This is a genomic window from Crenalkalicoccus roseus, from assembly GCF_004761865.1.
Taxonomy (GTDB): Bacteria; Pseudomonadota; Alphaproteobacteria; order Acetobacterales; family Acetobacteraceae; genus Crenalkalicoccus; species Crenalkalicoccus roseus.
Window position 1 is genome coordinate 30,203 of the sequence record NZ_SJDM01000026.1, and the last position, 11,725, is coordinate 41,927.

The window sequence follows — 11,725 nt, forward strand, 5'->3', positions numbered from 1 at the left end:
GCATGGGCAAGGACACCAAGGCGAAGGCCAAGCCCAAGGCCAAGAAGAAGAAGAACGGCAGGCCCTCGGCGGTGCCGCCGCTGCCGGCCGACGCCCCGCCGGTGAAGGCGCGGGTGCCGCGGCGGGTGCGCGAGGCGGAGAGCCGCCACCTCGCCCCCCTCTCGGTGCCCGTGGAGGGCGCCGATGCCGGGGTGCTCGACCGGCTGTGGCAGGTGGTGGAGGCGCGCCGCCTCGCCGGCGACGTGGAGCACTCGCACTCCGCCCGGCTGCTGGCGCGCGGCACCGCCAAGGTGGCGCAGAAGCTCGGCGAGGAGGCGGTGGAGTGCGTCATCGAGGCGGCGCAGGGCCACCGCGACGCCACGGTGATGGAATCGGCCGATCTGCTCTACCACCTGGTCGTGGTCTGGGTGGATGCCGGCATCCGGCCGGAGGAGGTCTGGGCGGAGCTGAAGCGGCGCGAGGGCATCAGCGGCATCGCCGAGAAGGCGGCGCGGCCGAAGGGCATCGCCCGCGCGGCGGGGACGACCAAGCTCGCCTGAGGGGGCGCCCCGGCAGGGCCTCGTGGCGCCGCCTCCGAGGGGCGGCTTTCCTCCGCCGCGCGGCGTGGCATTCTGCCGCCCCCTCCGACCATCCAGGATGTTCCCGCATGTCCGTCTCCGGCCTGCCGCCCTACGACGACCAGAACGTCTTCGCCCGCATCCTGCGCGGCGAGATCCCCTGCCGGAAGGTGCACGAGGACCCGCACGCGCTGGCCTTCCACGACATCAACCCGCAGGCGCCGGTGCATGTGCTGGTGATCCCGAAGGGGCGCTGGGTCAGCGCCGCCGATTTCCACGCCAACGCGCCGGAGGCGGAGGTCGCGGGCTTCTGGCGCGCGGTGGGGCTGGTGGCGCGCCAGCTCGGCCTGGAGCAGGGCGGCTACCGGATCCTGTCGAACATGGGGCCGGATGCGGGGCAGGAGGTGCCGCATTTCCACGTGCACATCTTCGGCGGCCGCCGCCTCGGGCGCATGATCCCGCCGCCCGCGGCGTGAGGGCCTTTTGCCCCGAAGCCTTTCCGAGCGTCCGCGACCCGTTCTACTGCAGCAGCAGGCGGATGATCTGGATGACGGCGGACAGCACCAGCAGCAGGAGCACGATGCGCCCGAGGGTGCCGTGCGAGGGCAGCCGCACCGTCGCCTCAGCGCCGCCTTGGCCGCTGGTGGCGGGCCATGAGGGAGCGGAGCAGCGGCTTCAGCGCCGTCGCCTCCGCCTCCGGGTGCCGGGCCAGCACCTCCATCTCGTGCTGCTTGGCGGCCCGGACCAGCTCCATTGCCAGCCCCTCCCCCTGCGGGGTCAGCGCCACCCGCACCACGCGCCGGTCCCGCCGGTCCGGGGCGCGGCGCACCAGCCCGTCGCGCGCCATGCGGTCGAGCAGCTTGGTCATGGTCGGCTGCTGCAGCAGGCAGGTCTCGGCGAGGCCGGTGACGGTCTCCCCCTGCGGGCTGCCGACCAGGCTTGCCAGCACCCGCCAGACCGGCACGCTGATGCCGCGGCGGCGGACCTGTTCGTGGAACTCGCTCGAGATCACGTGGGAGGCGCGCGCCAGGAGGTAGAGCAGGTAGTCGTCGACAAAGCGCGCAGCCTCGCTGGAGGATGGGGCGGGGGGCGGGCTGTGCAGCATGGTCGGGGGGCCGTTCGTTGCCGAGATTTCCGCAACGATAACAACCTTTTCGCGACGCCCCCGCAAGAAAATATACGGACGGTAAAAATGAACGAATTTTCATACTCGTCCCGGCCGCTCACCCGCCACCATGGGAGACACCCGTGCTGACCGACCGGCTGGAGGCGCCCTGGCTCTCGGCATTCGAGACGGTTCTCGGTCTTTGCGGCGCCGGCGCCGGCCTGCCGGTCTGCCTGCTGGCGGAGAGCCAGTCGCGCCCGCTGAACCTCGAGCTGGCGGAACTCGCCGCGCTGCGCCTCGGCGCCCGGCCCTTCCGCTGCGTGGTGCCGACCCCGCCGCAGACGGCGCCCGTGCCGGTGCGCTCCACCGGCGCCTCGCGGGCGCTGCGGGGCCATCCCGGCGCGCTGGCGGCGCTCAAGGCCTCGCCGCTGGTCGTGGACCTGACGGTGGAGGGGCTGCTGCACGCGCCGGAGCTGAAGGAGATCCTCGCCGCCGGCAGCCGCGTGCTGATGGTGAGCAACGAGCATCCGGAGGCGCTGGAGCGCCTGGTGCCGCGTCCGGATGACGAGGCGCGGGTGAAGGCCGCAGTGCGGCGGGCGCGGGCGGCAAGGCGCATGCGCGTCACCTCCGCCGCCGGCACCGACCTCGACATTGCGCTCGAGGGCGCGGCGGTGGCGGGGGTGTGGGGCTGGACCGACCGCCCGGGCACGGTGGCGCACTGGCCGGGCGGCATCGTCGTCTGCTTCCCGCGCGCGGGCGGCGTGAACGGCACGCTGGTGCTGGATGCGGGCGACGTGAACCTCACCTTCAAGCGCTACCTGGAAAGCCCGGTGCGGCTGACGCTCCGCGACGACCACATCGAGGCGATCGAGGGCGCGGGCACGGAGGCGGAGCTGATGCGCCGCTACCTCGCCGCCTGGGGGGACTGCGCCGCCTACGCCGTCTCGCATGTCGGCTGGGGGCTGAACGAGCGGGCGCGCTACGAGGCGCTGGCGATGTACGACCGGCGCGACACCAACGGCACCGAACTCCGCGCCTTCGCCGGCAATTTCCTGTTCTCCACCGGCGCCAACGAATTCGCCGGCCGCTTCACCGAGGGGCATTTCGACATCCCCGTGCGCAACTGCACCATCGCGCTGGATGGCGAACCGGTGGTGATCGAAGGGAGGCTCGCCGCATGACCACCGTCGTCCTGCTGCACGGCATCGGCGGCGCCGCCTGGGGGCCGACCCTGCCGGCCCTCGCCCCCGCCCCGGTGCTCGACTGGGCGCTGCCCGGCTACGGCGGCACCCCCCTCGGGGAGGAGACGAGCTTCGCCGCCTGGGCGCGGGCGCTGCGCGACCGGCTCGACGCCGAGGGCGTGGCGCGCGCCGACATCCTCGGCCATTCCATCGGGGGGATGCTGGCGCAGGAATTCGCGCTCGCCTTCCCCGAGCGGGTGCGCGCCCTGGTGCTCTACGCCACCACCCCGGCCTTCGGCGGGCGCGACCCCGCCTTCGCCGAGCAGTTCCTGGCCGAGCGCCTGGCGCCGCTCGACCAGGGGAAGGACATGGCCGGCCTCGCGCGGGAGACGATGCCCGCCATGCTCGGCCCCGAGGCGCCGCCGGGCGCGGTGGAGGCGGCGGTCGCGGCCATGGCGGCGGTGCCGGAGGCGGCCTACCGCGCCACGGTGCGCTGCCTCACCACCTTCAACCGCCGCGACGCGATCGGCCGCATCGCCGCGCCGACGCTGCTGCTGGCCGGGGAGTGCGACCCGCTCGCGCCCCCGCGCACCATGGAGCGGATGCGCGACGCCATCCGCGGCGCGCGCCTCGTGGTGCTGCCGGGCGCCGGGCACCTCGCGCACCTGGAACAGCCGCAGGCGTTCAACGCCGCGGTGTCGGACTTCCTCCGCTCGGTGCGGGAAGGCTGAGCCGTGCAGCCGGACGCGCCGATCTTCGACCCCGAGGCCTTCCGCCTGACGGCGCAGGAGGCCGCGCTTGCCGCCCGCGCGCGCGAGTTCGGCCAGGCGGTGCTGGCCCCGCGCGCCGCGCGCTGGGACCGCGAGGCCAGCTTCCCGACCGAGAACTACCGCGACATGCACGCCAACGGGCTGCTCGGCATCTGCATCCCGGAGGAGGAGGGCGGGCTCGGCGCCGGCTACCGCGCCTACTGCCTCGCCGCCGCCGAGATGGGGCGCTACTGCGGCGCCACCGCGCTCACCTGGAACATGCATGTGTGCAGCACGCTCTGGACCGGCGCGCTGACCGAGGACCTGGAGATGGACGCCGCGACACGCGCGGCGCACCGGCGGCGGCGGCGCCTCCACTACGGCCGCATCCTGCGCGACGGCGCGGTCTATGCGCAGCCCTTCAGCGAGGGCGGCGCCGCGGCGGCGGGCACGGCGGCCTTCGGCACCACGGCGCGGCGCGTGCCCGGCGGCTACGTGGTGAACGGGAAGAAGATCTTCGCCAGCCTCGCCGGGCACGCCGACTTCTACGGCGTCCTCTGCACCGAGACCCGCGAAGGGGAGGAGCGCCTGTCGCGCCGCGACACGCTCTACCTCGCCATTCCCCGCGACGCGCCGGGCGTGGCGGTGGAGGGGGAGTGGGACCCCTTGGGGATGCGCGGCACCGTCTCGCGCAACCTGGTGTTCCGCGACGTCTTCGTGGAGGAGGACGCGGCGCTGATGCCGCCCGGGCTCTACTTCCAGGCGGCGGGGCGCTGGCCGCACATGTTCCTGACGCTCTCCCCCACCTACATGGGCCTCGCGCAGGCGGCCTACGACTTCACCGTGCGCTACCTGCGCGGGGAGTGGCCGGGCACGCCGCCCGTCAAGCGGCGCATGTACCCGACCAAGCAGATCGCGGTCGCCGAGATGCGCATCATGCTCGAGCAGACCAGGACGCTGTGGTTCCAAGCCATCACCGAGGCGGGGCCCGACCCCACCAAGGAGCAGGTGCTGCGCGCCTGGGCCGCCCAGCACACGGTGATGGAGAACGCCGCAGCCCTCGCCGCCAAGGCGGTGCGCACCTGCGGCGGCCAGGCGATGCTGAAGTCGCTGCCGCTCGAGCGCATCTATCGCGACGCGCGCTGCGGCTCGCTGATGCTGCCCTGGACGGCGGAGCTCTGCCTCGACCGCATCGGCCGCGAGGCCCTGTACGAGAAGGGCGAGACCGACTGATGCGGGGCGCGCGGCCGTGATCTGGCGCTGGATCGAGGGCCATGCCCGCCACGCGCCCGGGGCGCCGGCGCTGCGCTTCGAGGGGCGGCGCATCGCCTATGCCGAGCTGGCGCGCGAGGCGGGGCGGGCGGCGGCGGCGCTGGCGGCGCGCGGCATCGGGCATGGCGACCGCGTCGGCTTCCTCGGCGCCAACCACCCCTCGCAGCTCGTGCTGCTCGCCGCCTGCGCGCGGCTCGGCGCGGTGCAGGTGCCGCTGAACTGGCGCCTCGCCCCGCCCGAGCTCGCCTTCATGCTGCGGGACTGCGCCGCCGCGGCCCTGTTCGCGACGCGTGAGATGGCCGCACTCGCCCGCGAGGCGGCGCCGCCCGGCTGCGCGGTGCTGGAGGCCGAGGCGGCCTGGCCCGAGGCGCCCGCGCCCGCCCCGCGGGGCGGGGAGGCGGATCCGCTGCTGCTCGTCTACACCTCCGGCACCACGGGGCGGCCGAAGGGCGCGGTGCTCGACCAGCGGGCGCTGCTGTTCAACGCGCTGAACGCGCTGCACCTGTTCGGGCTGACGGCGGCGGACCGGGTGCTGACGGTGCTGCCGATGTTCCATGTCGGCGGGCTCAACATCCAGACCACGCCGGCGCTGCTGGCCGGCGCCGAGGTGGTGCTGCACCCGCGCTTCGAGGCCGGCGCCTTCCTCGCCGCCTGCGCGGCGGAGCGGCCGACGCTGTCGCTGCTGGTGCCGGCGGTGATGGCGGCGCTGGTCGCGCATCCCGGCTGGGCGGAGGCGGACCTTTCCTCGCTGCGCGCGGTCGGCGCCGGCTCCTCGGAGGTGCCGCTGCCGCTGATCGAGGCCTTCCACGCGCGGGGGGTGCCGGTGCAGCAGGTCTATGGCGCGACCGAGACCGGCCCCATCGCCATCGGCCAGACGCGGGAGGAGGCACTGGCCGCGCCCGGCTCCATCGGCCGCGCCGCGCTGCACGGGGAGGCGCGCCTCCTCGGCCCCGACGGGGCGGAGCCGCCGCCCGGCGCGGAGGGGGAGATCGCGCTGCGCGGCCCGCACCTCGCGCGCCGCTACTGGGGCGGGCCGGAGGCGCTGGACGCGGAAGGCTGGTTCCGCAGCGGCGATGTCGGCCGCATGGACGCCGAGGGGCGGTTCTGGTTCACCGACCGGCTGAAGCACGTGATCATCTCCGGCGGCGAGAACATCTACCCCGCCGAGGTGGAGCGGGTGCTGCGCGAGGCGCCGGGCGTTGCCGAATGCGCCGTCTGCGGCCGCCCCGACCCGCGCTGGGGGGAGGTGCCGGTGGCCGTGATCGTCCCCGGCCCCGGCTTCGACGCGGCGGCGGCGCTGCGCCACTGCGAGGGGCGGATCGCCCGCTTCAAGCACCCGCGCGCGGTGGTGACGGTGGAGGCGCTGCCGCGCACCGCGCTCGGCAAGGTGCGGCTGGAGGCGCTCAGGGCGCTGGCGGCGGGGGCTCGGAGCGGATCCCGTTCAGGCGGGCCTGCCTGAACGGGTGAGGAGGCTCCCGCACCGGAAGGCCGGGGCCCTCGCCGCGGGCCGGGCGAAAGGGGAATGCCCGAGGGCGCGCCGCCCCGCGCCCCGCCGGCGCTCAGCGCGGGGGCACCTCCGGCGCCAGCGCCGCCGGGTCGAGCGCCCAGGCCGTCCCGCCCTCCGCCGGGGGCGTGCAGCGGATCGGCAGGGCGTTCGGGGTGCGCACGTTCGGCTCGTGCCCGAAGGCGCGGCGCAGCGCGCGGAACAGCGCGCCATGCGCCACCACCAGCACCGGGCCCGGCCGTGCGGTGCAGCGGTTGATCGCGGCCACCCCGCGGGCGAGCAGGGCGGCGAAGGTCTCCCCGCCCGGGGGCGTGAAGGCGCCGCGGATCCAGTCGTCGTACCAGTCGCCCATCGGCTGGCCTTCCTGCTCGCCGAAGGCGACCTCGCGCAGATCCTCCTCGATCGCCACCGGCAGGCCGAGCGTCTCGGCGACGATCTCGGCCGTCACCCGCGCGCGGGAGAGGGGCGAGGCGACGATGGTGGCGATGCCGGCGCCGCGCAGGGTGCGCGCCGCACGCTCCGCCTGCGCGAAGCCCACCTGGTTCAGCGGGATGTCCACATTGCCCTGGGAGAGGCCCTGTGCGTTCCAGTCGGTCTCGCCATGGCGGAGGAACCAGAAGGGGATGGGGCGCAGGCGGGGCGCCGCCGCGGCGATGCTGTCCATCGTCAGGCCGGCAGCCCTTCCCGCTGCAGCGCCCGCTGCACCGCCGGCCGCGCCAGCATGGCCTTGAGGTGCGCGTCGAGGTGCGGCGGCAGGCTCATGCCGGAGCGGCGCGTCGCCCAGTACTCCACGAAGAACAGCGCCGCGTCGGCCACCGAGTAGCCGGAGGGCAGCACCCAGGTGCCGTCGTGCGTCCAGCCCTTCTCCAGCGTGTCGAAGTAGCGGGCGGCGAGCTGCTTGCCCTGCTCGACCACCTTCGGGTGGTCCTCCTCCCGCGGCGTGAAGTTGGCGGTGCGGAACTGGCGGGTGAAGCCCTGCGGGTGGATGGTGCCGCAGACATAGTCCATCATCTCGAGGCAGCGGATCTCGCCCTCGAGGTCGGTCGGGATCAGCCTCGCCTCCGGGTTGGTCTTGGCCAGCCAGGTGGCGATCACCGGCCATTCCGTCAGCACCGAGCCGTCGTCGCGCTGCAGGGCCGGCACCTTCGACTTCGGGTTGATGGCCACGTAGTCCGGCTTGTACTGGGCGCCTTCCTTCAGCGGCACCAGCGCCAGCTCGTAGGGCTTGCCGATCTCCTCCATCACCACATGGATGCCGAGGGAACAGGCGCCGGGCGAGTAGTAGAGCTTCACGGGTCGGTCTCCCCTCCAGGTCGGGTCCGCCGCAGCGTGCAGGGGCCGCCCCGGCGCCGCAAGGGGGCGCGGCTCAGTTGAAGAGGGAGGAGACCGAGCTCTCCTCCGAGATCCGCCGCACCGCCTCGGCCAGCAGCGGGGCGATGGTGACCTGGCGGATGTTCTTGGAGACGCGCACCGCCTCGGTGGCGAGGATGCTGTCCGTCACCGTCATCATCTCGATCGGCGAGGCGCCGACGCGGGCCACCGCCCCCCCCGAGAACACGCCGTGGGTGACGTAGACCGAGACGCCGTTGGCGCCGTTCCTGATCAGCGCGTCGGCGGCGTTGCACAGCGTGCCGCCGGAATCGACGATGTCGTCCACGAGGATGCAGTGGCGCCCCTCGACCTCGCCGATCACGTTCATCACCTCGGAGACGCCGGCGCGGGGCCGGCGCTTGTCGATGATGGCGAGGTCGGTGTGCAGCCGCGCCGCCAGGGCGCGGGCGCGCACCACGCCGCCGACATCGGGGCTCACCACCATCAGGTCGCGGCCCGAGTAGCGCTCCTGGATGTCGCGGGAGAAGAGGGGGGCGGCGAACAGGTTGTCCACGGGGATGTCGAAGAAGCCCTGGATCTGCGCCGCGTGCAGATCCATGGTGAGCACGCGGTTGGCGCCCGCGGCGGTGATCAGGTTGGCCACCAGCTTGGCCGAGATCGGCGTGCGGGGGCCGGACTTCCGGTCCTGCCGCGCGTAGCCGAAATAGGGGATCACCGCCGTCACCCGCCGCGCCGAGCCGCGGCGCAGCGCGTCGAGCGTGATCAGGAGCTCCATCAGGTTGTCGTTCGCCGGGTAGCTCGTGGACTGCACCACGAACACGTCCTCGCCGCGGACGTTCTCGTGGATCTCCACGAACACCTCCATGTCGGCGAAGCGGCGGATGGAGGCGCTGGTCAGCGGCAGCCCGAGCGAGGCGGCCATCGCCTCGGCGAGGGGACGGTTGCTGTTGCAGGCGACGATCTTCATCCAGGTCGGGCCCTTTGCGCGCTGGCCGCGGCGGGGGTCAGGCGTCCCGCGCAGCAGGCGGCGGGCGGGGCGCGCATCGGGGCAGGCGCCTGACGGGCGCGGGCATATCAGGACGCCACCCCCCTGGCAATCGGCGCCGCCCCGCCCCGGCCGTTAACCCGGTGGCAAGGCGGGGGCGGCAGTTTCTGCCGCACCGGCACGGGGCCGGGGGAGGCGGGACACGCAGCCATGCTTGCTGCCAGGGCGGAAGGCTCCTTGGGCGGGGTGGTGGCCGGGCTGAGGGCGCTCGGGCCGCGCCGGCTCGCCGCGCTCGGCGGGGTCGGCCTCGCGGTGCTCGGCCTGCTCGCCCTGCTCGCGCTGCGTGCCGGCCAGGTGCCGATGGCCCCCCTCTACGGGGAACTCGAGGCGCGCGACGCCGCGGCGGTGGTGGCCGCGCTCGAGCGCGCGCGGGTGCCCCACCGCCTGGCCGCGGGCGGGTCCCAGGTGCTGGTCCCGGCCGAGGAGGTGCCGCGGCTGCGCCTGATGCTGGCGCGGGAGGGGCTGCCGGCCGGCGGCGGCGTCGGCTGGGAGATCTTCGACCGTGGCGAGTCCCTGACCACCACCCCCTTCCAGCAGGACGTGAACCGCCTGCGCGCGCTCGAGGGGGAGCTCGCGCGCACCATCCGCGGCCTTGCCGGCGTGCGCTCCGCCCGCGTCCACCTGGTGCTGCCGCGGCGCGAGGCCTTCTCGCGCGAGCGCGGCGAGGCGCAGGCCTCCGTCGTGCTCTCCATGCAGGGCGGCCAGAGGCTGGACCGCGAGGGGGTGCAGGCGGTGCTGCACCTGGTCGCCACCGCCGTTCCCGGCCTGAAGCCGCAGAACGTCTCCATCGTGGACAGCCGGGGCGAGCTGCTGGCGCGCGGCGGCCAGGCCCTCTCCGGCCCCGCCGCCGCGCAGACGCAGGAGGAGCTGCGCCGCGCCCAGGAGATCCGCGTCGCCCGGGCGGTCGAGGAGCTGCTCGAGCGCACCCTCGGCCCCGGCCGGGTGCGCGCCGAGGCGACGGTCGAGATGGATTTCGACCGCGTCCAGACCACCGAGGAGCGCTTCGATCCCGACAACCAGGTGCCGCGCAGCCAGCAGAGCGTCACCGAGAGCAGCCGCAACACCGAGCCGCAGCCGACCAGCGTCGCCACCAACATCCCCGGCGCCGAGCCCCAGCCCGTCGGCGGCAGCCAGGAGAGCCGGCAGGAGGAGACGACGAATTTCGAGATCGGCCGCTCCACCCGCAGCACGCTGCGCGAGCACCCGGTGGTGCGGCGCATCTCGGTCGCCGTGCTGGTGGACGGCGTGGCCGAGCCCCAGCCCGACGGGCCGCCGCGCTTCCGCGAGCGCACGCCGGAGGAGCTCGCGCGCATCGCCGCCCTGGTGCGCGCCGCCGCCGGGCTCGACGAACGCCGCGGCGACCGGGTGGAGGTGGTCTCCATGCGCTTCGCCGCTCCCGAGGCCGAGGCGCCGGAGCCGGCCGGGCTGCTCGGCCTCGCCCTGCCGCCGGCGCTGCTCGCGCGGCTTGCCGAAACGGCGCTGCTCGCCCTGGTCGCGCTCGCCGCCATCCTGCTGCTCGGCCGCCCCGTGGTGAGCCGGCTCTCCGCCGCCCTCTCCGCCCCGCCCGCGCTCGCCGCTCCGGCGACGGCGGCGGCGGGCGACGCCCCGGCCGTCGCCGCCGGGGAGGGGAGCGGCGCGGCCGCCCTGCCGCCGGCCGAGGACATGGTCACGCTCGCCCATGTGCAGGGCCAGATGCGCGCCTCCTCGATCCAGGGCCTGGAGCGGCTGGTGCAGGACAAGCCCGACGAGGCGCTGATGGTGCTGCGCCGCTGGCTGTCGCCGGAGGAGGACGCGTGAGCGAGGCGCGCAGGCTGACCGGGCCGCAGAAGGCCGCCGCGGTGATGCTCGCGCTCGGCGAGGAGCAGGCGGCGGCGCTGTTCGCCCGCATGCACGAGGACGAGATCCGCGACCTCTCCGCCGCCATGGCGCAGCTCGGCACCGTGCCGGCGGCGGTGGTGGAGGGGCTGTGCCGGGAGTTCGCCGAGCAGCTCGGCCAGGCCGGCCACCTGGTCGGCACCTACGAGAGCACCGAGCGGCTGCTGATGAGGACGCTGCCGCGCGAGCGCGTGGCGCAGATCATGGAGGAGATCCGCGGGCCGGCCGGGCGGACCATGTGGGACAAGCTCGGCAACGTCAACGAATCGGTGCTCGCGAACTACCTGAAGAACGAGTATCCGCAGACCGTCGCCGTGGTGCTGACCAAGGTGCGCCCCGAGCATGCCGCCCGCGTCCTCTCCCTGCTGCCGGAGAGCTTCGCGATGGAAGTGGTGATGCGCATGCTGCGCATGGAGACGGTGCAGAAGGAGGCGCTGGAGGGGGTGGAGCGCACCCTCAAGGCCGAGTTCATGTCCAACCTGGCGCGCAGCCAGCGCCGCGACGCGCATGAGATGATGGCGGAGATCTTCAACAACCTCGACCGCCAGGCCGAGTCCCGCATCATGTCCGCGCTCGAGGAGCGCAACCGCGACGCGGCGGAGCGCATCCGCAGCCTGATGTTCACCTTCGAGGACCTGCAGCGCCTCGACGGCGCCGGGATGCAGGCGCTGCTGCGCGCGGTGGAGAAGGACAAGCTGGCGCTGGCGCTCAAGGGCGCCTCCGAGCAGATGCGGGAGCTGTTCATGCGCAACATGACCGAGCGCGCCGCGCGGCTGCTGCGCGACGACATCGCCGCGCTCGGCCCGGTGCGGCTGCGCGACGTGGACGAGGCGCAGGCGACGATCGTCGCCCTGGCCAAGGACCTCGCCGCGCAGGGGGCGATCGAGCTGCACAGCGGCCCGGACGAGGAGATGGTGCCGTGAGCGCCGCCGCCTTCTCCCCGCTTCCCGTGCCGCCCCGGCCCGCACCCGCCGCGGCGGCGCGGCGGGTGCTGCCGATCCCGGATTTCGACGCCCCGCCGCCCGCCGCAGCGGCGCCCGACCCGGCGCTCGAGGCGGCGGCAGCGCTCGAGGCCGCCTGCGCCGCGGCGCGGGCGGCGGGCTAC

13 protein-coding genes are annotated in these 11,725 nt (G+C 74.7%); 9 read left to right on the forward strand and 4 right to left on the reverse strand.

Going from position 1 to position 11,725, the window contains the following annotated elements; genetic code table 11:
• The first annotated feature begins 2 nt into the window (after positions 1 to 2).
• Positions 3 to 539, forward strand: a complete 537-nt coding sequence (locus ET526_RS15010; protein WP_135468513.1) for a phosphoribosyl-ATP diphosphatase — start codon at positions 3 to 5, stop codon at positions 537 to 539.
• Positions 540 to 646: 107 nt separating this feature from the next.
• On the forward strand, positions 647 to 1,033 hold the full coding sequence (locus ET526_RS15015) for a histidine triad nucleotide-binding protein (protein ID WP_135468514.1): 387 nt from the start codon (positions 647 to 649) through the stop codon (positions 1,031 to 1,033).
• Between the two features lie 146 nt (positions 1,034 to 1,179).
• On the opposite strand, the gene ET526_RS15020 is transcribed toward ET526_RS15015, so the two are convergent.
• Positions 1,180 to 1,662, reverse strand: a complete 483-nt coding sequence (locus ET526_RS15020; RefSeq protein WP_135468515.1) for a MarR family winged helix-turn-helix transcriptional regulator — start codon at positions 1,660 to 1,662, stop codon at positions 1,180 to 1,182.
• Between the two features lie 143 nt (positions 1,663 to 1,805).
• On the opposite strand from ET526_RS15020, the gene ET526_RS15025 reads away from it, so the two are divergent.
• The 4 genes from ET526_RS15025 to ET526_RS15040 are packed head-to-tail and all read left to right on the forward strand — an operon-like array spanning position 1,806 to position 6,323.
• Positions 1,806 to 2,843 carry a M29 family metallopeptidase gene (locus ET526_RS15025; protein WP_135468516.1) on the forward strand — a complete coding sequence of 346 codons (1,038 nt, stop codon included), beginning with the start codon at positions 1,806 to 1,808 and terminating at the stop codon, positions 2,841 to 2,843.
• Entirely contained in the window at positions 2,840 to 3,574 is a 735-nt protein-coding gene (locus ET526_RS15030; RefSeq protein WP_135468517.1) for an alpha/beta fold hydrolase, read from the forward strand. The genes ET526_RS15025 and ET526_RS15030 overlap by 4 nt, the downstream gene beginning before the upstream one ends.
• A gap of 3 nt (positions 3,575 to 3,577) precedes the next feature.
• A complete protein-coding gene (locus tag ET526_RS15035) occupies positions 3,578 to 4,825 on the forward strand; it encodes an acyl-CoA dehydrogenase family protein (RefSeq protein WP_204623654.1) in 1,248 nt (415 codons plus the stop codon).
• Between the two features lie 16 nt (positions 4,826 to 4,841).
• The gene (locus ET526_RS15040; RefSeq protein WP_135468518.1) at positions 4,842 to 6,323 is read left to right on the forward strand and encodes an AMP-binding protein; all 1,482 of its coding nucleotides are present in this window, start codon (positions 4,842 to 4,844) and stop codon (positions 6,321 to 6,323) included.
• A 100-nt stretch (positions 6,324 to 6,423) separates the two neighbouring features.
• On the opposite strand, the gene ET526_RS15045 is transcribed toward ET526_RS15040, so the two are convergent.
• The 3 genes from ET526_RS15045 to ET526_RS15055 form a co-directional block, all read right to left on the reverse strand.
• A complete protein-coding gene (locus tag ET526_RS15045) occupies positions 6,424 to 7,032 on the reverse strand; it encodes a histidine phosphatase family protein (protein ID WP_135468519.1) in 609 nt (202 codons plus the stop codon).
• Positions 7,033 to 7,034: 2 nt separating this feature from the next.
• Entirely contained in the window at positions 7,035 to 7,661 is a 627-nt protein-coding gene (locus ET526_RS15050) for a glutathione S-transferase family protein (RefSeq protein ID WP_135468520.1), read from the reverse strand.
• Positions 7,662 to 7,734: 73 nt separating this feature from the next.
• The gene (locus tag ET526_RS15055; RefSeq protein WP_135468521.1) at positions 7,735 to 8,667 is read right to left on the reverse strand and encodes a ribose-phosphate pyrophosphokinase; all 933 of its coding nucleotides are present in this window, start codon (positions 8,665 to 8,667) and stop codon (positions 7,735 to 7,737) included.
• A 228-nt stretch (positions 8,668 to 8,895) separates the two neighbouring features.
• On the opposite strand from ET526_RS15055, the gene fliF reads away from it, so the two are divergent.
• From fliF to ET526_RS15070, 3 genes are all read left to right on the forward strand, one after another.
• Positions 8,896 to 10,542 (forward strand): flagellar basal-body MS-ring/collar protein FliF, encoded by a 1,647-nt coding sequence (gene fliF / locus ET526_RS15060; protein ID WP_135468522.1) that lies wholly within the window; start codon positions 8,896 to 8,898, stop codon positions 10,540 to 10,542.
• A complete protein-coding gene (gene fliG / locus ET526_RS15065; RefSeq protein ID WP_275668645.1) occupies positions 10,539 to 11,543 on the forward strand; it encodes a flagellar motor switch protein FliG in 1,005 nt (334 codons plus the stop codon). Before fliF ends, fliG begins: the two co-directional genes overlap by 4 nt.
• On the forward strand, positions 11,540 to 11,725 hold a 186-nt coding region (locus ET526_RS15070), incomplete at its 3' end, for a hypothetical protein (protein ID WP_408869767.1). The genes fliG and ET526_RS15070, both read left to right, overlap by 4 nt.

Bases quoted from the DNA above. Each gene is read 5' to 3' on its own strand.
- ET526_RS15010 (WP_135468513.1), top strand. From the start codon at position 3: ATGGGCAAGGACACCAAGGCGAAGGCCAAGCCCAAGGCCAAGAAGAAG.
- ET526_RS15015 (WP_135468514.1), top strand. From the start codon at position 647: ATGTCCGTCTCCGGCCTGCCGCCCTACGACGACCAGAACGTCTTCGCC.
- ET526_RS15020 (WP_135468515.1), bottom strand. From the start codon at position 1,662: ATGCTGCACAGCCCGCCCCCCGCCCCATCCTCCAGCGAGGCTGCGCGC.
- ET526_RS15030 (WP_135468517.1), top strand. From the start codon at position 2,840: ATGACCACCGTCGTCCTGCTGCACGGCATCGGCGGCGCCGCCTGGGGG.
- ET526_RS15045 (WP_135468519.1), bottom strand. From the start codon at position 7,032: ATGGACAGCATCGCCGCGGCGGCGCCCCGCCTGCGCCCCATCCCCTTC.
- ET526_RS15055 (WP_135468521.1), bottom strand. From the start codon at position 8,667: ATGAAGATCGTCGCCTGCAACAGCAACCGTCCCCTCGCCGAGGCGATG.
- fliF (WP_135468522.1), top strand. From the start codon at position 8,896: ATGCTTGCTGCCAGGGCGGAAGGCTCCTTGGGCGGGGTGGTGGCCGGG.